The sequence below is a fragment of the Amycolatopsis sp. NPDC057786 genome (assembly GCF_042797905.1).
Taxonomy (GTDB): domain Bacteria; phylum Actinomycetota; class Actinomycetes; order Mycobacteriales; family Pseudonocardiaceae; genus Amycolatopsis.
The window spans coordinates 1-23340 of the sequence record NZ_JBHVKW010000121.1; the positions used below are offsets into that span (position 1 = coordinate 1).

The 23340-nt window shown below is 68.8% G+C and carries 22 protein-coding genes and 1 pseudogene; 11 read left to right on the forward strand and 12 right to left on the reverse strand.

The window, feature by feature from the left end; all coding sequences use genetic code 11:
- Positions 1-50 precede the first annotated feature (50 nt).
- From mptB to ACFVM3_RS37040, 6 genes are all read right to left on the reverse strand, one after another.
- Positions 51-1613 (reverse strand): polyprenol phosphomannose-dependent alpha 1,6 mannosyltransferase MptB, encoded by a 1563-nt coding sequence (gene mptB / locus ACFVM3_RS37015; RefSeq protein ID WP_378444524.1) that lies wholly within the window; start codon positions 1611-1613, stop codon positions 51-53.
- 14 nt (positions 1614-1627) lie between these two features.
- A complete protein-coding gene (gene nikE, locus ACFVM3_RS37020) occupies positions 1628-3298 on the reverse strand; it encodes a nickel ABC transporter ATP-binding protein NikE (protein WP_378444525.1) in 1671 nt (556 codons plus the stop codon).
- Positions 3295-4200 carry an ABC transporter permease gene (locus tag ACFVM3_RS37025; protein ID WP_378444526.1) on the reverse strand — a complete coding sequence of 302 codons (906 nt, stop codon included), beginning with the start codon at positions 4198-4200 and terminating at the stop codon, positions 3295-3297. The genes nikE and ACFVM3_RS37025 overlap by 4 nt, the downstream gene beginning before the upstream one ends.
- Positions 4197-5228, reverse strand: coding sequence for an ABC transporter permease (locus ACFVM3_RS37030; RefSeq protein WP_378444527.1), 1032 nt, complete (start codon positions 5226-5228; stop codon positions 4197-4199). Before ACFVM3_RS37030 ends, ACFVM3_RS37025 begins: the two co-directional genes overlap by 4 nt.
- 6 nt (positions 5229-5234) lie before the next feature.
- A complete protein-coding gene (locus ACFVM3_RS37035) occupies positions 5235-7019 on the reverse strand; it encodes an ABC transporter substrate-binding protein (protein WP_378444544.1) in 1785 nt (594 codons plus the stop codon).
- Positions 7020-7414: 395 nt separating this feature from the next.
- Positions 7415-9205, reverse strand: coding sequence for a hypothetical protein (locus ACFVM3_RS37040; protein WP_378444528.1), 1791 nt, complete (start codon positions 9203-9205; stop codon positions 7415-7417).
- A gap of 111 nt (positions 9206-9316) precedes the next feature.
- Here ACFVM3_RS37040 and ACFVM3_RS37045 point away from each other — a divergent pair, with 111 nt between their 5' ends.
- The 4 genes from ACFVM3_RS37045 (at position 9317) to ACFVM3_RS37060 (ending at position 11678) form a co-directional block, all read left to right on the forward strand.
- Entirely contained in the window at positions 9317-9673 is a 357-nt protein-coding gene (locus tag ACFVM3_RS37045; protein WP_378444529.1) for a hypothetical protein, read from the forward strand.
- 81 nt (positions 9674-9754) lie between these two features.
- Positions 9755-10894: a hypothetical protein gene (locus ACFVM3_RS37050; RefSeq protein ID WP_378444530.1), complete on the forward strand. Its 1140-nt coding sequence runs from the start codon at positions 9755-9757 to the stop codon at positions 10892-10894.
- Positions 10891-11037 carry a hypothetical protein gene (locus tag ACFVM3_RS37055; RefSeq protein ID WP_378444531.1) on the forward strand — a complete coding sequence of 49 codons (147 nt, stop codon included), beginning with the start codon at positions 10891-10893 and terminating at the stop codon, positions 11035-11037. The genes ACFVM3_RS37050 and ACFVM3_RS37055 overlap by 4 nt, the downstream gene beginning before the upstream one ends.
- Before the next feature lie 56 nt (positions 11038-11093).
- Complete coding sequence (locus ACFVM3_RS37060; RefSeq protein ID WP_378444532.1) at positions 11094-11678, forward strand: dihydrofolate reductase family protein; 585 nt, start codon at positions 11094-11096, stop codon at positions 11676-11678.
- A gap of 4 nt (positions 11679-11682) precedes the next feature.
- Here the strand turns inward: ACFVM3_RS37060 and ACFVM3_RS37065 are convergent, their stop codons facing one another.
- Positions 11683-12684, reverse strand: coding sequence for an RNA polymerase subunit sigma-70 (locus tag ACFVM3_RS37065; RefSeq protein ID WP_378444533.1), 1002 nt, complete (start codon positions 12682-12684; stop codon positions 11683-11685).
- A 36-nt stretch (positions 12685-12720) separates the two neighbouring features.
- Positions 12721-13287, reverse strand: a complete 567-nt coding sequence (locus ACFVM3_RS37070; RefSeq protein WP_378444534.1) for a TetR/AcrR family transcriptional regulator — start codon at positions 13285-13287, stop codon at positions 12721-12723.
- A 93-nt stretch (positions 13288-13380) separates the two neighbouring features.
- Between ACFVM3_RS37070 and ACFVM3_RS37075 the strand changes: the two genes are divergently transcribed.
- Together ACFVM3_RS37075 and ACFVM3_RS37080 are read left to right on the forward strand one after the other, a co-directional pair.
- The gene (locus ACFVM3_RS37075; RefSeq protein WP_378444535.1) at positions 13381-13665 is read left to right on the forward strand and encodes an antibiotic biosynthesis monooxygenase family protein; all 285 of its coding nucleotides are present in this window, start codon (positions 13381-13383) and stop codon (positions 13663-13665) included.
- Complete coding sequence (locus tag ACFVM3_RS37080) at positions 13662-14234, forward strand: DUF2867 domain-containing protein (protein WP_378444536.1); 573 nt, start codon at positions 13662-13664, stop codon at positions 14232-14234. The genes ACFVM3_RS37075 and ACFVM3_RS37080 overlap by 4 nt, the downstream gene beginning before the upstream one ends.
- A gap of 93 nt (positions 14235-14327) precedes the next feature.
- Here the strand turns inward: ACFVM3_RS37080 and ACFVM3_RS37085 are convergent, their stop codons facing one another.
- Entirely contained in the window at positions 14328-14774 is a 447-nt protein-coding gene (locus ACFVM3_RS37085) for a winged helix-turn-helix transcriptional regulator (RefSeq protein WP_378444537.1), read from the reverse strand.
- Positions 14775-14863: 89 nt separating this feature from the next.
- Here ACFVM3_RS37085 and ACFVM3_RS37090 point away from each other — a divergent pair, with 89 nt between their 5' ends.
- The 4 genes from ACFVM3_RS37090 (at position 14864) to sigJ (ending at position 19469) form a co-directional block, all read left to right on the forward strand.
- Positions 14864-16045 carry a thiolase family protein gene (locus ACFVM3_RS37090; protein WP_378444538.1) on the forward strand — a complete coding sequence of 394 codons (1182 nt, stop codon included), beginning with the start codon at positions 14864-14866 and terminating at the stop codon, positions 16043-16045.
- Positions 16042-17076 (forward strand): (4Fe-4S)-binding protein, encoded by a 1035-nt coding sequence (locus tag ACFVM3_RS37095; RefSeq protein WP_378444539.1) that lies wholly within the window; start codon positions 16042-16044, stop codon positions 17074-17076. Before ACFVM3_RS37090 ends, ACFVM3_RS37095 begins: the two co-directional genes overlap by 4 nt.
- A 93-nt stretch (positions 17077-17169) precedes the next feature.
- Positions 17170-18516 (forward strand): FtsX-like permease family protein, encoded by a 1347-nt coding sequence (locus ACFVM3_RS37100; protein WP_378444540.1) that lies wholly within the window; start codon positions 17170-17172, stop codon positions 18514-18516.
- Between the two features lie 65 nt (positions 18517-18581).
- A complete protein-coding gene (gene sigJ, locus ACFVM3_RS37105; RefSeq protein WP_378444541.1) occupies positions 18582-19469 on the forward strand; it encodes an RNA polymerase sigma factor SigJ in 888 nt (295 codons plus the stop codon).
- Between the two features lie 72 nt (positions 19470-19541).
- Here the strand turns inward: sigJ and ACFVM3_RS37110 are convergent, their stop codons facing one another.
- A complete protein-coding gene (locus ACFVM3_RS37110) occupies positions 19542-20621 on the reverse strand; it encodes a glycoside hydrolase family 5 protein (RefSeq protein WP_378444542.1) in 1080 nt (359 codons plus the stop codon).
- A gap of 186 nt (positions 20622-20807) precedes the next feature.
- Here ACFVM3_RS37110 and ACFVM3_RS37115 point away from each other — a divergent pair.
- A pseudogene (locus ACFVM3_RS37115) lies at positions 20808-21550 on the forward strand (PIG-L deacetylase family protein).
- On the opposite strand, the gene ACFVM3_RS37120 reads toward ACFVM3_RS37115, so the two are convergent.
- Positions 21539-22096 (reverse strand): CGNR zinc finger domain-containing protein, encoded by a 558-nt coding sequence (locus ACFVM3_RS37120; RefSeq protein ID WP_378444543.1) that lies wholly within the window; start codon positions 22094-22096, stop codon positions 21539-21541. The pseudogene ACFVM3_RS37115 and the gene ACFVM3_RS37120 overlap by 12 nt on opposite strands.
- Before the next feature lie 249 nt (positions 22097-22345).
- Positions 22346-23191 carry an LLM class flavin-dependent oxidoreductase gene (locus ACFVM3_RS37125; protein WP_038513774.1) on the reverse strand — a complete coding sequence of 282 codons (846 nt, stop codon included), beginning with the start codon at positions 23189-23191 and terminating at the stop codon, positions 22346-22348.
- Positions 23192-23340 lie beyond the last annotated feature (149 nt).

The window sequence follows — 23340 nt, forward strand, 5'->3', positions numbered from 1 at the left end:
CCCCCTTCCTTGCGCTAGACGCAAGGAAGGGGGCCTTCATGTACTGAAACTCAAGAGGAGCGAGGAGCTTCGGCGGGCAGGAACTGCTCCACCGGCTTCCCCCGCCAAGCGGCGACGATCCCCAGCGGGTCCGGCCGCAGCAGCGAAGCGGCCGCATACACGCTCGCGGCGACGACGCCGGCCATGAACCACCAGTCGTACAGGGCCTGCTCCCCCGTCGGGTAGTAGACCAGCGTCACGAACACCGACACCGCGACGACGACCGCGAGGTTCCGACGGCGCCATTCGAACGCGGACAGAACGACGAAACCCCAGGTCAGGTACCACGGCAACGAAGGCGGCGGGACGATCGCACCGGCCAGGAGGACGATCGCCATCCGGTGGATCGCCGGGTAGCCGCCGTCGCGAGCGAGCCACCACTGCCAGCCGGCGAAGACGAACAGGCCGACCATCGCGATCGCGCGGAACACCGTGACGAACGGCGAGACCTCGACGTCGATCACCAGGTTCACCAGCGAGTAGAAGATCTCACCGATCCCCGTCGGGAAGTTCATCCAGTTCGCGATCAAGGTCGGCGCCTTGAGACCGGTCAGCCAGCCGAGGTTGACCGAGCCGAGCGACAGCCAGGTGCCCGCGACGAACACCGGCAGGAAGATCCCGACCGACGCGGCGCCCGCGCGGAAGAAGTTGACCACCTTCCGGTCGCCGGGCAGGTGGTTCGCCCACACCCAGACCAGGAACGGCAGCGCCCACGCCGCAGTGGGTTTGATCAGCATGCCGATGGTGACCAGGACGATCGCGACGACATGCTTGCGCTCCAGCGCGGCCAGCACGCCGACGGTGAGGAAGCCCAGCATCAGCAGGTCGTTGTGCGGTCCGCCGACGAGGTGGATCACCGTCATCGGGCTGGCGATGGCGAGCCACAGCGTGATCGGGAGCTTGCCGCCGAGGTGCTTGACCAGCCGCGGCAGCGACCACAGCATCCCGACCAGGCCGAGCATCAGGACCAGCCGGGTCGCGATGACCCCGGCGATCATGTCGTTGCCGGTGACCGAGACGATCCCCTTGGCGACCAGCAGGAACAGCGGGCCGTACGGCGCGGGCGTGGTCTGCCACAGTGGGTGGACGTTCTGCACGACGTCCGGCAGCACGGCCAGCTCGGCCGGGCCGTTGGCGTACGGATCGAGGCCGTTGAGCAGCTGCGCGCCCTGCGCGAGGTAGGAGAAGACGTCGCGGGTGAACAGCGGCGGCGAGACCAGCAGCGGCGCCATCCAGCAGGCGGCGGCGATGACGATCGGGCGGCTGCCGATCCGGCCCGCGAGCGCGTAGCGACCCAACCGGACCCACGCCCAGATGATCAGCGCGAAGCCCGTGTAGAGCACCACGTTGGCGAGGATGCGGCCGTGGCCGTAGCGGATCCACGACAGCGGTCCGTGCCCCAATATCGGGTCACGGACGAGAGTGCCGCCGGCGCCGAGCGCCGCCAGCATCAGCAGCGTGCTGCCTATGGTTCCCATCGCGATGGTGCGGTACGGGAACCGGGAAGGCACCCGGAGCCGCTCGCCGAGGGAACCGGCCGAGGGCATCTGCTGGGAGTCTGTAGTGGTCGCCATTTCGAGATTGGAGGTTACACACCGCGCCTGTGCGAGTGCGCGGCAATGGGTGTTTCCCGCGCGGTGCCACCGGGCAACGCGGCGAGCAGCGACTTCGTGTAGTCGTGCTTCGGGTCCAGCAGGACCTCTTCCACGGTACCCACTTCCACCAGCTCCCCGCGATACATCACGGCGACCCGGTCGGCGATGTTCCAGGCCAGCCCGAGGTCGTGGGTGATCACCAGCCCGGCGAGACCCAGTTCACGCCGCAGACGCAGCAACAGCGCGAGGATCTCCCCTCGTACCGACGCGTCGAGCGAGGCCACCGGTTCGTCGGCGACGATCACGCCGGGATCCAGCGCGAGCGCGCCCGCGATGACGACCCGCTGCCGCTGCCCGCCGGACAGCTCGTGCGGGAGCCGGTCGAGAAACTTCTCCGCGGGCCGTAGTTCGGCTGCTTCGAGGGCTTTCGTGACGATCTCGTGCTCGTTCGCGCCCATTTCGTGGATGCGCGGGCCTTCCGCGACGGCCTCGTACACCGTGTGGTTCGGGTTCAGCGCGCTCGTCGGATCCTGCAGCACCAACTGGACCTGCCGCCGGTACGCCTTGAGCCCGGCACCGCCGAGCGGGACCGGTTTGCCGTCGTACCGCACCGCGCCGGAGTCGGGTTTCTGCAACCCCAGCAGGGTCCGGGCGAGCGTCGTCTTGCCGGAGCCGGACTGGCCGACGAGCGCGACGATCTCGTCCTTCCGCACCTGGAGGTTCACCCCGGCGACGGCGTGGATCCGCTTGCCGGTGCGGTCGCGGAAGCTGACCCGCAGATCCTCGGCTTCCAGAAGCGCCGGCTGGTCACCGATGCGTTCGGGCTCCGGCGGCAATGGCGTGCTGGTCGCGGGCGCGAAGCGGGACACCGGGTCGCCGACGGTCGGGAACGCGGCCGCCAGCGCCTTGCTGTGCTCGTGCTCCGGCGCGCTCATCAGCTCCGCGCTCGGCCGTTCCTCGACGATCTCGCCGTCGTACATCACCGCGATCCGACGGCAGGTGGCGGCGAGCACCGACAGGTCGTGGCTGATCATGATCAACCCGATCCCCTGTTCGGCGACCAGCCTGCCCAGCAGGTCGAGCACCTGCGCCTGGACGACGACGTCGAGCGCGGTGGTCGGCTCGTCCGCGATGATCAGCCGCGGTGAACAGGCCAGCGCCATCGCGATCATGACGCGTTGCTTCTGGCCGCCGGACAGTTCGTGCGGGTACGCGCCGGCGCGACCGGGCGGAAGGTCGACCTGTTCGAGCAGTTCCTTGACCTTGGCCTGGATCTCGCCGTCCGACAGGGCCTTGCCGCCGGGCGGATGCAAGCGGATGGGCTCGGCGATCTGCTCGCCGATCCGGCGGACCGGGTTGAGCGCGTGCATCGCGCCCTGGAACACGACCGAGGCTTCGGCCCAGCGCACCGCGCGCAGCCTGCCCCACTTCATGGCGGTGACGTCTTCGCCGTCCAGCAGGATCTCTCCGCTGACCTTCGCCGACCGCGGGAGCAGCCGCAGCACGCTCATCGCGACCGTCGACTTCCCCGACCCCGACTCCCCCGCCACTCCGAGGGTGTCGCCGGGTTCGAGCACGAGATCGACACCACGGACGGCGGCGACCTCACCACTTCCGGTGGCGTACGTGACGCCGAGGTTCTTCAGTTCCAGCAAGGGGCTCATGAGTGCTGTCCCTTCAGGCGCGGGTTCAGCACGGTCTCCAGCGCGCGTCCGACGAGGGTGAAGGCGAGGACGACCACGACGATCGCGACACCCGGCGGCAGCAGGTTCCACCAGGCGCCCTTGCTGATCGCGCCGTTGTTCAAGGCGGTCTGCAGCATGGCTCCCCAGGAGACGGTGTTCGGGTTGCCGACGCCGAGGAACGCCAGCGTCGCGTCCGCGATGACGGCGTTGCCCACGACGAGCGTGGTGTTGGCCAGCACGAGCGGCATGACCCCGGGAAGGACGTGTTTGCCGACGATGTGGAGGTGACCGCCGCCCAGCGCTTTCGCGCGCTCGATGTACGGGCGGCCCTCGATCGTGAGGGTCTGCGCGCGAACCAGGCGCGCGGTGCTGGGCCAGGCGGTGACGCCGATGGCGATGATCACCGTCATGGTGCCCTGATCCAGCACGGAGGCGAGCGCCACGGCCAGGACGAGCGACGGCAGCACCAGGAAGAAGTCCGTGAACCGCAGCAGCAGCCCGGACAGCCAGCCGCCGAAATGCGCGGCCGCGATCCCGATGACGGTGCCGATCAGCACCGAGAGGAACGCCGCCGAGAAGCCGGTGAGCAGCGAGATCCGCGCCCCCCAGAACGTCATCAGCAGTACCGAACGGCCGTCGATGTCGGTGCCCAGCCAGAACTCCCCGCTGGGCGGGTCCAGCGAAGTGCCCTCGGCCTTGGTGACGTCGAGACCGGACTCGTCCGAGATCACCGGCGCGAAGATGGCCAGCAGGGTGAGGACACCGAGGAAGACCAGCCCGAAGACGCCCGCCTTGTTCGTCGTGAACTCGTGCCAGCGTTTCGCCACCGACTCGCGGCGGCGGCGCCAGACGATCGAACCGGGTTTTTCCGCTGTGGTCATGCCATCCGCACCCTGGGGTCGAGCACGCGGTAGAGCAACTCCGCGAGCAGGTTCATCAGCACCACCGCACCCGCGAGGGTGACGAAGACTCCTTGCAGGACAGGCAGATCAGGTCCTCGGAGCGCTTCGTAGAGCAGCTGCCCGAGCCCCGGCCAGCTGAACACGGCCTCGACCGAGACCGCGCCAGAGACGACCATCCCGAACTGCATGAAGACCAGCGTCACCGTCGGGAGCAGGGCGTTGGGCACGGCGTGCCGCTTGCGGACGAGGTCGTCGCGCAGGCCCTTGGCCCGCGCGGTGGTGAGGTAGTCCGAGTTCATCTCGCCGATCAGGGACGAACGCATGACCAGCATGTACTGCGCGTAGAACACCACCAGCAAGGTCACGCACGGCAGCACCAGATGGTGGAGCACGTCGAGCCCTTCACTGAAGAAGCCCGGTTCGACATCCGGGGAATGCATGCCGCGGCTGGGAAAGAGCCCGTTGGAGGCCACCAGCAGCATGAGCCCGAGCCAGAACTGCGGAACCGACCACAGCGTCAGCGCGATGCCGGTCTGGACCTTGTCGAACCTGCTCCCCCGGCGCCAGCCCGCGCGGATACCGAGCCAGAGTCCGAGCGCGACCGCGAGCACGGTCGCGCTGCCGACGAGCAGGATCGTCGGCCACAACCGCTCGCCGATCATGTCGAAAACCGGACGCCGCTGCAGGTACGAGACCCCCATGTCGCCCTGGAGCAGGCCGGTGACGTAGTCCCAGAACTGTTGCAGCAGCGGCTTGTCCACGCCCATCTGCGCGCGGAGCTCCGCCATCATCCTCGGATCGGTCGGCCGGTCGCGGACCATGAACCGCACGGGGTCACCGGGCAGCGTCCGGAACAGGAAGAACCCCAGCACGACGACGAGCGCGAGACTCGCCAGCGCGCCGCCGATCTTGGAGAGCACGAACCGTGCGGTGCCGGTCCCGCCCCGGCGCTCGTCGGGATCGCCGAGCGCCGGGGTCTTTTCGAGAGAACTGAGTGCTTCGGTCAACGAGCTCTACTCCCGGTCGTCGGCCGACTTGCCGCGCCGCCCGAGCAGCACGCCGCCGCCGACGAGCACCACGAGCACGACCGCTCCGATGCCGATCCACAGGCCGGTGTTGCTGCTTTCCTCGGCACCCGCCGCGGCCGCGTCGGCCGGAGTGGCGCCGTAGACGCCCCAGTAGCCGGACTGCTCGAGGATCGCGCCCTCGGGCTGCGGCTGCTTGGTGAACGAGGAGAACTTGTCCGAACGGTAGGCCTCGAGCACGTTGTCGTAGTCGAGGACGACGTCGACGTACTCGCCCGCCAGCACCGCCTGCGCCTGTTTGACGAGCTCGGCGCGCTTCGCCGGGTCGAACTCGGTCAGCTGCTTCTTGTACAGGTCTTCGTAGCGCGGGTCGCAGAAGAACGTCGCCGAGCTGCCGCCGTTGCCCTCGGCGTTCGGGCGGCCGGCGCAGGTGTTGAGGCTGAGGGCGTAGTCCGGGTCGGGTGAGGTGCCGTAGCCGGAGATGGCGAGGTCGTAGTTGCCCGCGGTGGTTCGGTCGTCCAGTTCGTCGTCGGAGACGAGTTCCTGCTTGACACCGATGCCGATGTCCTTGAGCCAGCCGCTCACGAACTGCGCGACACGCTGGTCGAACGGCCGGTTCGCGTGACCGGCGAGCCGGAACTCCAGCTTCGCGCCGCCGGGCGCGACGCGAATGCCGTCCGCGCCCTTGGCGTAACCCGCCTGGTCGAGGGTGGTGTTCGCGGCCGCGATGTCGAACTTGGTCTTCTCGGCGTCGGACGGGGTCCAGGTGTAGGCCTTGTAGATGGCGGGCACGACACCGGTCCCAGGCTGGCCGTAGCCGTTCATCACCTTGTCCACGATGGTCTTGGTGTCGACGGCCTGCGCGATCGCCTTGCGGACGCGGATGTCCTTCAGGATCGGGTTGCCGTCACCGATCGGCTGGTCGAGGACGTTCTTGACGCCGAAGTTGATGATGAGCTCGTTGTACCGGCGGCCCGGCGCCTTGTTCGTGGTGATGTTCTTCTCGCCCTTGAGCGCGTCGAACTGCGTCGGCGTGAGCCGGTTGATGACGTCGACCTCGCCCTGCTTCAGCGCGTTGACCGCGGCCTCGGCGTCCTTGAACTGCAGGAGCTGCAGCTCGTCGACCTTGGGCGCCCCGCGCCAGTAGTCCTTGTTCGCCTTGAACTTCACGAACTCGTTCTTCTTGTACTCGGTCAGCAGATACGGTCCGCTGCCGACGCCGACCACGGCCATGTCGTCGGTCGAGGGGGCGTTGAGATCCTTGATCGGCTCCCAGATGTGCTTGGGCACGATCGGGACGTCGAGCGCGGTCATGGTCGCCTGCGGGGCCTTGGTCTTGATGACGAGCGTCTTGTCGTCGGGCGCCGACACCGACGCGAAGTTGGTGACGTAGCTGCCGTTCGCGGTGCGGGCGTTTTCGTCGTCGAGCATCCGCTGAAAGGTGAACGCGGGGTCCTGCGCGGTGATCGGCCTGCCGTCGGACCACTTCATCCCCTGGCGGATGGTGAAGGTCCAGGTGAGCTTGTCTTCGGAGGTCTTCCACGACTCCGCGACCCCGCCCGTGGGCTGCGTGTCCTCGGCCGAGGGCAGGGTCAGGAACTCGTAGTTGAACCGGCCGACCTGCGTCGACGCCGCCAGCTGGGCGGTGAAGGGGTTCAGGTGGTCGATGCCGGTCGTGAGCGCCACCCGGAGCACCTTGCCCTGTTGCTGCGCCGACGCGGCGGGCACGAAAGGCACCGTCGCGACCGCCGAAGCGGCGAGGACCGCGACCACGCGAAGACCGCGCCGTCGCCTGGGAAAACGCTCTGTGCGCACGAAGACCACCCCATCGAAACTCGCTGTAACCCAACCCCCCGAGGCGGAAAAGTAACCACATGTCGCGGTAACCGCGCAATGACTCGCCAATACCGATCGTGCACAGCGGATGCCGTCGCGTGGTCGACAGCTACTTTACGTCCCTCCGCCGTTGCACTGTGTCACCGTTTCGGCGCGCGAACCGGCAACACGTGCAGTGTCCTGGGCATTCAAGGGAAGCGGGCTTGCAAAAGCCTTGCGCGCGATGATGCCCAATCGATACGTGCGACGAAGTGAGAGCAAAGCGTTTCGTCCTCTGGATGCGGTAGTTGCACACGCAAGGACCGCATCCAGGGGACGAAACGCGGGAGAAGTCAGCCGACGGAGACCTCACGCCGTCGCACGGTGGCCGCGGCCGCGTAGAGCCACGCGAACAGCGCCCACATACCGGCGAAGATGAGCCCGACGGTCACGTAGGCGACCGTCCACAGCACGGCGGGCGTGTCCGACTTCCGCTCCCGTTGCAGGAACTCGATCTCCGACATGAACGGGCGCGTGCCGGACGTCGCGTCGATCGACGGCGCGTTCGCGGCCGGGTCGGCGGGCGCGTAGATCGGCGCGAGCCCCATCACCCGGTTCGGGACGTGCACGCGGATCCCGGTCTTCCACTGGCCGAACACCGGCAGTGGCTGGGCGGTGCGGTACACCCCATCGCTGATCTTTTCCAGCGGCGCGGTGAAGAAGTCGCCGCCCTGCCAAGCGAAACCGTTCAGCCACACGGCGTCGTCGGCGAGGTCGGGATGGGAGATCGTGACGGTCGCGTCGACCCAGCGGGGGGTGCCGCCACCGTGCGGATTCGAGATCGGCAACCCGGTCGCGGCCTCGGTCAGCCGGACGTCGGCGGTGAACCCCGGTTCCGGATCCTGCGGGACGGCGACCGCCGACATCAGGGCGACCGCGCCCAGCGCGCCGACGAGTCCGACCGCGTGCCGGGGCCCCGCCGCTGGCACGCGCGTCGCCGTCTCCTCCACTCGCTGGTACTGCCAGACACCGATGAACGCGCCCGCGAGCGCCGCGCCGGTCCCGAACAGGACGAACAGCGGCAGATGGGCGGCCGGCCACGGGTTCGGCATCAGCCAGCGGGTGAACGCCGCCTCGGCGAGCATCCCGGCGGTCCCCACGAGCAGACCGGCGACAGCGGCGAACGTGTAGCCCTGCCGGTTGCGCATCGCGAGGGCGACGACCTCGATGATCACCGCTTCGGCGACGTACGGCAGCAGCGAGGCCACGTGCAGGTCCGCGAACAACGGGATGACAGCGAACGAAGCACGGGACGCGAGGAAGACCGCGAGCACGATCAGCGCGCCGCCCGGCCCCCAGGACAGCCGCCCGTAGGTCAGCGTCCAGGCACCGATCAGGCCGACGAGCACGACCTGCGACAGCATCGGGAACTGCGGGACGCCGAGGTCGAACTCCATGAGGAAGGCCGAAGCGCCCATCATCCAGGCACCGGCGAGCACCGGGCCGAGCAGGCGAACCACCGGGCCGGTCGCGCCGACCTGGCGGGCCTCGCCCAGCAGCAGTTGCAGGCCCAGCACGACACAGACGCCGCCGCCGATCATCAGGACGTGCGTCGGCCCCCATTCGGTGACGTCCTGGCCGAACAGGCGGTGCCATACGTCGTCGAGCGGGAAGCCCGCGATGCCGACCAGGCCGGTCGCCATCATCTGGATGGAGCCCATCGGCGCCCGCCAGTGCGGGCCGATCTTGAACGTGCGCTTGGGCAGGTCCTTCGTCGCGAGCGTCGCGCTGAGCACGCCGCTGGCGAAGATGCCCATCAGTCCGAAGTAGATCGGGTAATGCGACGGGTTCGCGAGCGGGCCTTCGTCGCGGCCGAGCTCCATGTGGATCGGCACGTCCCAGTAGACGCCGATCAGCGCCGACATCCCGGAGAGGAAGGCGACGAACATCGGCAGCGCCGCCCAGCGCGGCAGACCGCTGAGCTCGCCCATCCAGTCGGCGACGCGGCCGAAGACCGTTCGCTTCCCGGCGCGCTCGCGGAGCACGAAAAGGGCCAAGGGCAGGAAGACCGCGGTGAACATCAGGCCCGCGATGACGATCTGCCCGAATTGCGCGCCGCCGGCAGGCGGGCTCTCCTGAGCCATGAACACCGTTCTCGCCTTCCCGCTAACCTGAGTAACTGTTACCTTGGGGTAACACGATAGGCGCAAGGTCCCGGCCGGGCAAGCCGGGGCGTACGACTTGGAGGCACCTCGATGCGGAGGATCTGCGGGATCGCCGTGGCCACGCTGCTGGCCGTGACCGGCTGCTCGGGAACGACCGGTTCCGAGCAGGCGCCGGGCACCGGCACCCGGACCGTCAAGTTCTCGATCACCGAGGGCAAGCGCACCGCGGGGCCGGAGGAGATCGCGGTGCGCACCGGCGAGAACGTCGCACTCGAAGTCACCTCGGACCAGCCTGACGAACTGCACGTCCACGGCTACGACAAGGCCACCAAGTTGTCTCCCGGGGTTCCGGGAACGGTCGCCTTCACCGCGAACATCGACGGGATCTTCGAGGTGGAACTGCACAAGAGCGGCGCGGCGGTGACCAAGCTCCGGGTGAGCGGATGATCCTGGCGCACGGTCTCGGCGGCCGGTCCGATCTGCCGGTCCCGCTGTGGCTCGCGCTCTACGCGGGGGGCGGCGGCCGTCGTGGTCTCCTTCTTCGCGCTCACCGTGCTCTGGAAGAAGCCCAAACTCCGCGGCGCCGACGCCGGCTGCCCTCTTCCTGAGGTCCTGCAACGGTTCATCGACGGCGGGTTCTCACGGATCGGGGCACGCGTGCTCGGCGTGATGCTGTTCGCGGGCTTTCTGGTGATGGCGTGGGCGGGTCCGGACACCTCCGCCGACAACCCGGCTCCCGCATGGTTCTACGTCTGGTTCTGGGTCGGGCTGGTCCCGCTTTCGCTCCTGCTCGGTCCGGTCTGGTCGCGGTTGAATCCACTGAGGACGATCGCGGCGCTGAGCCCCGCGCGGCAGCGCGAACTCCCGGACCGGCTGGGCTACCTGCCCGCGATCGTCGGCCTCCTGGCGTTTCTCTGGCTGGAACTGGTGTTCCCGCATTCGGACTCGCCACGGGCGATCGCCCTTTTCGCCACCGTGTATGCCGTTATACACATCGCGTTCGGCGCGGTGTTCGGTCCGCGCTGGTTCGACCGCGGTGACGCCTTCGAGGTCTACGCGCGTCTGGTCGCGGCCCTCTCCCCGTTCGGCAGGCGGGCGGATGGGCGCCTGGTGCTCCGGAATCCGCTGGACGGCCTGCTCACCGTGTCCCCCGCGCCTTGGCTGACCGCACTGGTGCTGGTGGTGCTCGGCTCGACGGCGTTCGACGGCCTCACCCGGCTTCCGTTCTGGACGTCGCTGGACGCCGGTGTCCTCGGTGGGACCGCCGGGCTCGCGGTCTGTATCGCGCTCACCTACGGCGCCTATGCGGGTGCCATCAGCCTGACCAGGCCGTATCTGCGCCGAGGGTTCGATCCGTATCCCGCGTTCGCACCGTCGCTGATCCCGATCATGGTCGGCTACACGGTCGCGCATTACTTCTCGTTCGCCGTGTTCTCCGGGCAGCAGGGGTTCGGCCGCGCGATCGACTACACGGTCGTCTCGGCCGGCGTGATCGCGCTGGTGCAGATCGCCGGGATCGTCGCGGGGCACGTGCTGGCCGTAACCTCGGCGCATGACCGTTCCGTCGGCGTGCTGCGCGCGAACTACGTCAAGGTGGGCCAATACCCCATGCTGGCGCTGATGATCGGCTACACCGCGCTCGGGATCGCGCTGGTCTCCGGCTCATGACCATCGCGGCGCGGGTGGTGATGATGCACCAGGGCGGCTGGGACGAGATCCTCATCTTCGCCGGCCCCGTGGTGATCATCGGGCTGCTCGTCTACGTCGCGCGCAAGCAGGTCCCGACGACACCCGAAGAGGACGACGATTAGGTTTTCGCGCCGCTCCCGTCTGTATGTGTGAGATCGACACACAGGAGGCTGACGCCATGCGGAAACTGACCTTCGGCATGAACCTGACCGTGGACGGCTACATCGCCGCGCCCGGCGACGACCTCGGCTGGAGCGGCGGTGACGGACCGGACTCGTCGCCGAGCGACGAACTGTTCGGATGGTGGTCCGACCGGGTGGCGGCGACCGGTCTGTCGCTGTACGGGCGCAAGCTGTGGGAGGCGATGAGTTCGCACTGGCCGACGGCCGACCGGCTGCCCGGCGCCACCCCCGCGGAGATCGAGTTCGCCCGCCGATGGCGGGACATGCCGAAGGTGGTGTTCTCCTCCACCACCCGCACTGTCGATTGGAACACCCGTCTGGTCACCGGCGACTTGGTCACCGAGATCACCCGGCTCAAGGCCGAGGACGGCGGTCCGATGGACATCGGCGGCCCGACGCTCGCCGGGACTGCCATGCGGGCCGGGTTGATCGACGAGTACCTGCTGGTCACCCATCCGGTCCTGGTGGGCGGCGGCACGCCGTTCTTCACCGCGCTGGACAGCTGGGTGAACCTGGTCCTGGTGGAGACGCGGACGTTTCCCGGCGGCGTGGTGCTGACCCGATACGAGACGAGGCGCTGAGTGGTCACAGCACCGGGGGCACGTCCAGCCACGGTTTGCCGGCGACGTCGAATCCGGTGAGCTCGGCGATCTTCCCGTCGACGACGCGCAGCGCCGCGATGGCGAAGAGCCGGTACTCCGGATCGCCCGGGGTGCGCAGGTAGAGCGCGGCGGCCGGCATGCGGTTGACCGTCGTGGTGATACCGCGCCAGTCGTCGTGGCCGCGCTGGAAGAGCCCGCCGGAGACCCAGCCGTCCACCGCGTCCTTGGCCGTCCTGACCGAGGTGCCCGATTCGGGCAGCATCGCGAACCGCAGGTCGTCGCGCAGCAGGGAGATCAGCCCGTCGAGGTCGTTCCGTTCATGGGCTTCGATGTACGACTTCACCACGCCGCGCTCGTCCTTCGACAGCTCGTGAGTGGCGGGGCTCCGCCAGTCGAGGCGGCGGCCGGGCAGGCGCTCGCGCATCGTCACCCGCGCCCGCTGCAGCGCGCTGGTCACCGACGCGACGGTCACATCGAGGGCGTCGGCGGCCTTCGGCGCCGGCCAGCCGAGGACGTCGCGCAGGATGAACACCGCCCGCTGCCGCGGCGGCAGATGCTGGACGGCGACGATGAACGCCAGCTCGATCGTCTCCCGCACCACCACCGATTCCTGCGGGTCCTCAGGGAGCATCCGGTCGGGGTACGGCTGCAGGTACAGCACCTCGGAGTCCGCTGGCTCGGCCGGTACGGGGGTGCGATCGCCGCGCTTCTCCAGGAAGTCGAGGCAGACGTTCGTCGCGATCCGGTACAGCCAGGTCCGCAGCGTGGCGTTGCCCTTGAACGACTCCCGCTTGTTCCACGCCCGCAGGAACGTCTCCTGCGTCATGTCCTGGGCGTCCTCGTAGTTCGCGAGCATCCGGTAGCAGTGCACCTGCAGCTCACGCCGGTGGCGCTCCGTGATGACCGCGAACCGCGCGGTATCGCCGGAGCGAGCCGCCGCGATGAACGTGGCCTCGTCGGCGCGCGGCGGTCCAGCGTCGGTCATCGTCTTCGATCCTTCCACCGGGAACGATGGCCCGCCTCAGCCGTCATGACCGGGCCGGCCGCCGAGAAGCAGTGCCCCGGCCAGCTCGGTGACCTCGTCCCGGGTACGGCCACCGTGGTCGGCGGCCATGAAGTGCTTGCCGATCAGGAGCGAGAACGCGAGCAGGCAGCGGGCCTCGACCTCGTCCTCGTCGGCGAAGATCTCGCGCATGAGGGAACGCAGGTAGTCCATCCGCTGGTTGTCGACCCGCCGGAGCCGCTCGGCCACCGCCGGGTCGCGCCGGGCCCAATCCCGGATCGCGAGGTCGATCGGCAGCAGACGATCGCCGGCGAGCAGACCCGCGCGCCGGATTTTCGCCCTGGCGTCACCGCCTTCGCTTTCGACGCTCTCGAAGAGCAGGTCGGTGCTCGTCCGCTCCCAGGTGGCGAGCATTCCCTCCAGTAGCGCGCCCCGGTCGGCGAAATGGCCGTAGAAACCGCCTTTGGTGACTCCCAGGGCTTTCGCGAGCGCCTCGACGCGCACGGCGTCGGGGCCTCCGGCGGCGAGGGCGTGCAGCCCAGCGTCGATCCAAGCGCTCGGCGGGGTCCGGGTTTCGGCGGCCATGGGATCACCGTATCTCCCGTCACTCCGGCACCACGACGACGATATATACGCTACCGTATAGATGGCGGAAGTCCACTGGGAGGAACAACGACGATGACTGTCGGATTCGTGGCCACGCATTACCCGCACACCGATCATCACGACGATTTCGTCGCGCGAGTCCGGCGGGTCGCCGACGTCTTGCGCTCCACTCCGGGCTGTCTCGCCGCCGAATGCTGGGTCACCGCCGCGGGCGACGCCGTGGTGTCGATCGTGCGCTGGGAATCCGAGGCGGCACAGGCGGCCTCGATGCGAGCCCTGGGGTCGGCGGACGTCGACGTCGCCTTCGACGACCGCGAGGTCCGTCCGCGCGAGATCGTCCAACTGGTGTCGGCATGAAACTCGCGAACACGGCCCACACCACCCGCTCGTGGCGGATCCACGAAATCGCCGAGGACTTCGACCTCGAAGACGTCTGGGCGCTCGGAACACCCGGCGGGCCGGACGATTTCGGCAGGCTGGTGAAGCAGTTCTCGTCGGGCAATTTCCCGGACGGGTCACCACTCCCCGTCCGGGCGCTGTGGGCGCTGCGCTGGAAGCTCGGTGGACTGTTCGGGTTGGACGAACGGGATTCCGGTCTCGACACCCGGGTGGGATCGCTCCGCGGCAAGCTGCCGGTCGACCTCCGCGATACACCCACCGGCCCGGACGAGGACTGGCTGCCGTTCACCCCGCTCTACCGGCTCGACGACGAATTCGCCGCCGAGATGGCGAACCGGACCATGCACGGCGTCCTGCACATCGCCTGGGTCGAGGACGGGCAGGGCGGGTATCGCGGTCAGATGGCGGTGCTGGTCAAACCCAACGGGCTGTTCGGCCGGGTGTACATGGGATTCATCAAGCCGTTCCGGTACCTGATCATCTATCCGGCGCTCATGCGGATGATCGCGCGGGAATGGCGCGGTTAGCGAACCTCCTTGCGAAGTACATGAAGGCCCCCATCCTTGCGCCTAGGTACAGGAAGGGGGCCTTCATGTACTCGCGCAGGCAAACCGAACCACTCACGAGGAGGGGGCGCGACGACTGCTCCGCACCAGCGTCATGTCCTTCTCCCGCACCGGTTCGCGGCAGTGCGCGCATACGGTCTCCGGCGCGAGGACCTCGCCGCACGAATGCCGCCACACCGTCGGCGGCGGCCCCTCCGTGACATACGCGTCGCCCCAAGCCATGAGGTTCAGCAGCACGTGGTTGAGGGCGTGCCCTGCCTCGGTGAGCACGTACTCGTAGCGCGGCGGATGCTCCTCGTAGAGCCGTTTTTCGAGGATCCCCGTCTCGACGAGTTTCCGCAGCCGCGCGGTCAGGATGTCCCGGCTCGCCCCCGTGTTGCGGACGATCTGGTCGAACCGCCGCGCACCGAAGAACACTTCGCGCAGCGCGAGCAGGCTCCAGCGCTCCCCGATCACCTCCATCGCGTTGGCGATCGAGCAGTCCCTCGGTCCTTCGGTCATGCGACCAGCGTAAACCCAGTGAGTCTTGATTTCCAACCCACTCGATGCCAGAGTGAGTTGGAGATACCAACTCACTACTGGAGGCAGCCGTGCACGACGCGGTCATCGTCGACGCCGTCCGTACCCCGATCGGCAAGGGCAAACCCGGTGGCGCCCTGCACGGGGTCCATCCGGTCCAGCTGCTCGCCCATACGCTGCAGGCCCTTGTCCGGCGCAACGGTCTCGATCCGGAGCTGATCGACGACGTCATCGGCGGCGCGGTCGACCAGGTCGGCGAACAGGCCCAGAACGTCACGCGGTGGGCGGCCCTCGCGGCCGGGCTGCCCGAAAGCGTGCCCGCGACCACCGTCGACCGGCAGTGCGGGAGCAGTCAGCAGGCCGTGCACTTCGCCGCGCAGGGCGTGATGGCCGGCGCGTACGACGTCGTCATCGCCTGCGGCGTCGAGTCCATGAGCCGCGTCCCGATGTGGTCGAACGTCCTGCCGGGCACCGATCCGCTCGGCCCCGGCGTCGCCGCCCGCTACCCGGAAGGCCTGGTGCCCCAAGGGATCAGTGCCGAACTCATCGCCGCGAAGTGGTCGCTCAGCCGCCAGGCGATGGACGAGTTCGCGATGTCCTCGCACCGGAAAGCGGCGCGGGCGCACGAACTCGGGCGGTTCGCGAGCCAGATCGTGCCCATCGAGACACCGGCGGGCCGGGTGTCCACCGACGAGTCCGTCCGGCCGGGCACCGACCTCGAAACGCTCGCCAAGCTGCGCCCGGCATTCCAGGACCCGGCTGTCGCCGCGCGCTTCCCCCAGATCGACTGGTCGGTGACCGCGGGCAACAGCAGCCCGATCAACGACGGCGCCTCCGCCCTGCTCATCACCTCCAGCGAAACCGCCGCCCGGTTGGGCCTGCGCCCGCGCGCCCGCCTGCACAGTTTCGCCGTCACCGGATCCGACCCGCTGCTCATGCTCACCGGCGTCATCCCGGCGACGGAGAAGGTGCTGCGGCGCGCGGGTCTGCGGCTGGCGGACATCGACCTCTTCGAGATCAACGAGGCGTTCGCCAGTGTCGTGCTGGCGTGGCAGCAGGAAACCGGGGCCGACCCGGCCAAGGTCAACGTCCACGGCGGCGCGATCGCGCTGGGCCATCCGCTCGGCGCGAGCGGGACCCGGCTGATGGGCACGCTCGTCAACGCGCTGCACCACCACGGCGCCCGCTACGGCCTGCAGGCGATGTGCGAGGGCGGCGGCCAGGCCAACGCGACCATTTTGGAGGCGTTGTGACCGGCAAACTCCCCAAGAAGCTGGCGGACCATCCGTCGGTGCGGGCGGTGCTCGCCGAACCGCGGGACAAGCCGTCCCCGGTGATCGACGCCGCCTGGCTCAAGGAAATCTGCCTCGCCGCCGGTGCCGACGACGCGGCCGCCGTCTCGCTCGACCACCCGGATCTGGCGGGCGAACGCGAGCACGTCGAGCGCGCGCTGCCCGGCACCAAAACCCTGGTCTCGCTCGTGGTGCGGATGAACCGTGACGACGTCCGCTCCCCCGCCCGCAGCGTCGCCAACCAGGAGTTCCACCGCGCCGGCGAGATCATCAACGAGGCCGGGCACACCATCGTCCGGACGCTGCAGGACGCCGGATACCGCGCGATCAACCCGTCCGCGACGTTCCCGATGGAGATGGAGCACTATCCCGGCCGGATCTGGGTCGTCGCGCACAAGACGGTCGCCGTCGCGGCCGGTCTCGGCGCGATAGGTCTGCATCGCAACGTCATCCACCCGAAGTTCGGCAACTTCGTGCTCCTCGCGACACTGCTCGTCGACGCCGAGGTGTCCACCTACGGCGAAGCCCTTGACTACAACCCTTGCCTGGAGTGCAAGCTGTGCGTCGCCGCCTGTCCGATCGGGGCGATCTCGAAGACCGGCGAATTCGACTTCGTCGCCTGCTCGACGCACAACTACCGCGAGTTCATGAGCGGTTTCACCGACTGGGCCCAGACCGTGGCCGACAGCGAGGACGCCGCCGACTTCCGGTCCAGGGTGACCGACTCGGAGAACGTGTCGATGTGGCAGAGCCTCGCGTTCAAACCGAACTACAAGGCCGCGTACTGCATGGCGGTCTGCCCGGCGGGCGAAGACGTGCTCGGCCCGTACCTCGAAGACCGGCGCGGCTTCCTCGGAACGGTCGTGAAACCGTTGCAGGACAAGGTGGAGACCCTGTACGTGCGAGAAGGATCAGCGGCGAAGGCCTACGCCGAACGCCGTTTCCCGCACAAGCCGGTGAAGGAGGTCGACGGCGGCTACCCACGGCGGTAGGGCCGCCCCTACCCCACGCACGGGGGCCTGTCCCATGTCCGGTGACAGCCCGCCTCCCTAACCTGGCGGCAAAGCCTGGGGAGAACCTTCCGCATGATCGCGACCAAGCTGGCGTTCTCGTCACTCCGCCGTCGTACCACCGGATTCATCGCGAGTTTCGTCGCGCTGTTCTTCGGCGCCACGATCCTGATGACGTTCGCGTCCCTTTTGGACACCCGCGGCGCCGCCGGACCGGAGACCGCGAAGACGTTGCTGATCATGGCGAGCGTCGTCGGCGGCTGGGGCCTGGTGATCGTCCTGTTCGCGACGCTTTCGACGCTCTCACTGCTGATCCGGCAGCGCGCCCCGGAGATGGCGTTGCTGAAGAGTGTCGGCGCGACGCCGTCGCAGATCGGCCGGATGATCGTCGGTGAGGCGGCGGCCGTCGCGGTCCTCGCCGCTGCCACCGCCGTCGTGCCGTCGGTTTTCGCCGGACGATGGCTGGTCGCGCTCCTCGGTGACGCGGGCCGCGTACCGGCCGGGCTGGAGGCGCGGTTCGGTCCGATCGCGGTCTCGATGGGCACCGGCATCACCCTTCTCGCGGCTCTGGCGGCGGGGACGGTCGCCGCGCGGCAGGTGACCCGGCGCGGCGCGGTGGAGGCGATCCGCGATGCGGGCGTCGACACCCGGCCGACCAGCCGGCTCCGGGTGCTCGGCGCCGCGATCGTGCTGGCCGCCGGGCTCGGCTGCGGTGTGGTGACGATGACCTTGTTCACCGGGACGGAACCCGCGCTGATGGCGATCGGTGGCCAGGGCGCGATCCTCGCCGCGATCGGGTTGGCGCTCCTCTCCCCCGCGCTGCTCGGCCCGGTCGCCGCCGTGCTGGCCGCTCCGCTGCGACGCGCGGGCGTCAGCGGTCACCTCACGGCGGCGCACCTTCGAGTCCGAAGCCGCCGAATGGCCGGGGTGCTGGTGCCGATCATCCTGTTCACCGGGATCGCGACCGGGACGATGTACATGCAGGCCATCGAGAACACCGCCGTCACCGCACCGGGCGGGATCGCGAGCAGAATCGAGACCCTGAACTACGTCGTCGTCGGCATGATCGCGCTGTTCTCCGCCGTGATCCTGGTGAACACCGTCGTGGCCGCGATCGCCGGGCGCCGCCGGGAGTTCGGCCAACAGAGACTCATCGGTTCGACATCGTCGCAGGTATTGAGGCTCGTCGGGACCGAGGGCACCGTCCTGGTGGCGGTCGGTGTGCTGTTCGGCTCGCTCGCCGCCGCCGTCACCGTGATCCCCTACAGCGTCGCCAGGACCGGCGACCCCGTACCGGACGCGACGATCGGCGCCTATCTCGCCATCGTCGCCGTCGCGGTGACCCTGACGCTCGGTTCGCACCTGGGCGCGGCGGCGAAGGCGATGCGCACGCCGGCGATCCAAGCCGGCACCCGCGACTGAAGGCCTGTCACATCGTCGATCCCCCACGCGTCAGGGTTACGACTGATCGATGAAGGATGGGGACCGTGGACGAACACGACTGGCTGGCGCGGCGTTTCGAAGGGCACCGAACGCATCTGAGGGCGGTGGCGTACCGGATGCTCGGTTCGCTGAGCGAAGCGGACGACGCCGTGCAGGAGGCCTGGCTGCGGCTGAGCCGGTCGGATTCCGGCGACGTGGACAACCTCGGCGGCTGGCTGACCACCGTCGTCGGCCGGATCTGTCTCGACATGCTCCGCTCCCGCAAGTCGCGGCCCGAAGAGCCGGTCGGCGCGCAGCTCCCCGACCCGATCATCGGCCGTGAGGGCGGGATCGACCCGGAACACCAAGCCCTGCTGGCGGATTCGGTCGGGCTGGCGCTCCTGGTCGTGCTCGACACCCTGGACCCCGCCGAGCGGCTGGCGTTCGTCCTGCATGACATGTTCGCGTTGCCGTTCGACGAGATCGCGCCGATCGTGGGCCGGTCCTCCGCGGCGACCCGGCAGCTCGCCAGCCGCGCGCGCCGCCGTCTGCAGGGCTCGCCGACGGTCCCCGACGCGGATCTGAGCCGTCAGCGGGAAGTCGTCGACGCGTTCTTCGCCGCCGCGCGAGGAGGCGACTTCGACGCGCTGGTGTCGGTGCTCGACCCGGACGTCATCCTGCGCGCCGAGGGCGGCGCGGCTCCGGCGGGGACTTCGCGTTTCGTGCGCGGGGCGGCCACGGTGGCGAGCCAGGCGCTCATGTTCCGCTCGGCGGGCGACGGCGGGGTCCCGCGTCCCGCGCTGGTCAACGGCGCGGCCGGGATGGTGATCACCAAGGACGGCGTCCCGGCGACGGTCTTCGCGTTCACCGTCGTGGGCGGGAAGATCGCGGCGATCGACATCCTCGCCGATCCGGACCGGCTCGCCGCGCTGGACTTCGAACCGCTCGGCTGAAATGTCAGGAAAGGGTCGTTCAGGACGAAAAACGTCCTGAACGACCCTTTCCTGACGTGCGCGCTGCCGGGATCAGGAGGTCGGGAAGTTGTCCGCGGTACGGATGCGGTCCCGGATCCAGACACCGGCGGGCTTCAGCGGAGCCGTGCCGGTGAACGAGCTGCCCGAGCAGGTGCCCGGCTTGAACACCGCGCCCGAACGGCTGTCGTCGGAGAAGTTCCAGTTGGTCCAGCTGATCTTCTTCGACGCGAGGAAGTCGAGGTACTTCTGCGAGTTGGTGAAGTCGTTCCCGCCGTCGCCGCTGGCGGTCTGGGTGCCGAACTCGGTCACGAACAGCGGGATCTTGCTCGCGGCGCGGCTCAGCGCGTTGAAGTACTCGGTTTTGTGCGACGCCGCGTAGAAGTGGAACGTGTACATGAAGTTGCTGGCGCGCACCGGGTTGTTGATGATGTCGGTCTCGTTGCGGCCGTCGGAGATGCCGAGCGAGCCCCAGCCGTGCGTGCCCACGAGCACGACGCCGTCGGAGTCCTGGGCGCGGATGACCGGGATCATCTGCTCCGCGTAGCTGCGGACCCGGTCCCAGCTGACGTTGTTGGGCTCGTTGGCGATGTCGTAGATGATGTTGGTCTTGTCCTTGTGCCGCTGGGCGATCTCGGTGAAGAACGTCTTGGCGCGGCTGAGGTTCGCGTTCGGGTCGCCGGGGGTGAGCTGATGCCAGTCGACCAGGGCGTACATCCCGCGTTTGGTGGCCTCTTCGATGTAGGAGTGCACCATGTCCGTGAACTTGCGCGGGTTGGTCTCGTAGCCGCCTTCCTGGATGTACATCGAGATCCGGAGGACGTCGGCCTTCCAGTCGTTGGCCAGCGCGTCGAGCGAAGCGGTCTTCACACACTGGCTGTACCACTGGATCCCGTGGGTGCTCATGCCACGGAGCTGGATCGGCTTGCCGGCGGAGTTGCAGAGCTGGAGGCCGCAGACCTTCAGCTGTCCGTTGACCGCCGCCGGACTGCCCGGCGGCAGCGCGGCGGCTGCCTGCGTTGCGGGTTCTGTGCCGGTCTCGGTCGCCATCGAGGTGCTCGCGACCGCGACCGGGGCCAGCAGTCCGGCGGCCAGTGCGGCCGTCACCCGGAGACGGATCTTGTCCCAACGCATTCGGCTTCTCCTCTCGCGTCGACGGCACCGACGTTGGCGCGCCGACGGTCAGGGCGGCGGAGTTAAATAGGAAACTTTCCTTACTATTGGAAAGTAAAGGGAAGATTACCCACAGGGTCGACGGACGGTCAAGAGCCGACCACCGACCGTTTCGGCGACCTCGGGCACGCTCGGAGCGTGACGACCATGGTGGCCTTCCACGCCCATCCGGACGACGAAGCCCTGCTCACCGGCGGCACCCTCGCCCGCGCCGCCGCGGACGGCCACCGGGTCGTCCTCGTCGTCGCCACCATCGACATGCGGGGCGCGAACGAGTCGCGCCGGGCCGAACTCGAGGCGAGCGCGAAGGTGCTGGGCGTCGCGCGCGTCGTCCATCTCGGCTACGCAGGCAGTGGCCACGGCGCGATCCTTTATCCGGACCCGCCGGGCTGGGTCCGTTTCGTCCGCGCGAACACCGACGAAGCGGCAGTTCGGCTCGCGACGATCCTGCGCGAAGAAGGCGCTTCGGTCCTGCTGAGCTACGACGCAACGGCGGCTACGGTCACCGCGACCACGTCAAGGTGCACGAAGTCGGCAAGCGGGCGGCGGAAATCGTCGGCGACGTCCGCGTCCTGGAGGCCACGATCCCCCGCGACGTCGTCGCACGCCTGGTGCGAATGGTGCGCCTGTCGCGGATCCCGTTCCGCTACGACGTCGACGCGCTTCTCCGCGCCTACAGCGCCAAGTCCGAGATCACGCACACCTTCGACGTCCGGCGCTTCGCACGCCAGAAGCAGGCCGCGATCGCCGCTCACTCCTCGCAGGTGAAGGGCACCGGCAGGCTCGCACCGCTGATGCGCGTCGTGACCCGGCTTCCGGCGCCGCTCTTCGGCCTCGTGTTCAATCGCGAGTGGTACGTCGACGCGACACCGCGAGGCTCACGATCCTGAGCGGCGGGCGCGGTACGCGGCGGCCTTCACCCGGTTCTGACAGGCCAGCCCACAGAACCGCTTGATCTGCGCCTGGCTCGCGTCGATGTACACCTGGTCGCACCGCGGCGCCGCGCACAACCCGACGCGATGCGGGATGTCGTCGCCGAGCGCCGCGGCCACGGACACCGCGAGAGCTGCCGCCCACTGCTGGACGAGGTCGGCTTCAGGACCGTGGAAACGCAACTGCCACGACTGTTCGCCGTGGCGATGCAGGGACGGCCGGGCCTTGCTGTCGACGAGCATCCGGTTGAGCAGCCCGGCCGCCCGGTCCTGTTCCCGCCGGGACAGCGATTCGATGATCTCCCGCAGGCGCGACGCGAGATTCCGCAGCCGCTCCGCGGTCAGGAGATCGACCTGACCGTTCCCGAGCGCTTCAGTGGCGGCGCGGACCAAGTCCTGGCCCCGGAGGGCGGTTCTCGGCCTGCCGTGGACATGCTCTCCGGTCAACGCGTTGACCAGCGTGACCCCGGTTTCCAGCCGCATCGCATGGTGCTCGTCAGCCATTCCACCCCTCCCCCGAGCGTCACTGGTTCGCAAGACGCCCACGGTGACGTTAGCAAAGGCGAGCGACGCCGCAAGGGTGGTGAAGGCTTTTGGCGCAACGTAATCTGACGAACGGCGGAGCTTGTGTCCACTATGGACAGTGCTGCCCAACGTAAGTACATGAAGGCCCCCTTCCTGTACCTAGGCGCAAGGATGGGGGCCATCATGTACTTCGACCACGTGGGGCGATGGCCGAGTCCGAGCGGCCCCTCACCACCGAGGCGGGCCGGCGTCCACGATCTTCTGCGAAAGCTCCAGCGGGTCGAGATGCATCAGCGACTCCATCCACCACGTCATGCCCGCCTGCCCCAGCGCGGGCAGGTCCACCTTGATCGGCTCCTCCCACGCCGGGCTCGCGTTCCCGGCCACGGCGACGTCGAAGGGACGCCCCGGCTCCAGCCCGGCGAGACCGAGCGCACGGTGGGTCTCCGCGATCTCCTCGGCGGTCGGCGTGTGGTCCTCCGGATTCGGGAAGATCCCGTCGCACAACGCCGCCCGTCGGACGACGCGCGGGTTGTCGGTGGAGCTCGCCACCCAGATCGGGATCGGGAACGGCTCGGGCGGGGCCTCGGCGAGCGCGACCTGATAGTGCGCGCCGTCGTGGTCGAACCGCCTGCCGGACCAGATCGCGCGGATGACGTCGAGGCCCTCGTCGAACATCGCCGATCGCGTCAGCAGGTCGGTCTGCTCACCGAACCGGCTGAAGTCACCGGATTCGTCCGAACCGAGCCCGGTGCCCAGGATCAGCCGCCCGCCGGAGAGCCTGCTGACCGTCGACGCGTGCCGCGCCACCACCCACGGCCGCCGCCGGGCGGGCGGGGTGATCATCGGGCCGAACAGCAGCCGGCTCGTGGCGTGCGCGATGGCGCCGAGCGTCGTCCACGGATCCGCGATGGGCATGGTGTCCGCGACGACGTGGTCCCACAGGAAGAACCCGTCCCAGCCCGCCGCCTCGGCGCGCACGGCGAGGTCGACGAGCACCCCCGGCTCACCGAACGGGCCGAAAGGCGGCAGATAGACGGCGTGGCGGACCGTGCTGCCGGTCAAGTCGATCAACTCCCCAACGTCAGCGTCGAAGCCCCCGGACGGCCGCTTGTTTACGCCGTTCACCCACGTTAGCGTCCCGAGGATGGCGGACGCTGGTGAACGATCGACCAAGTGGCCGGAGCATCGGGGAAGGTTACGCCGAGTGCTGTCCTCGGTGG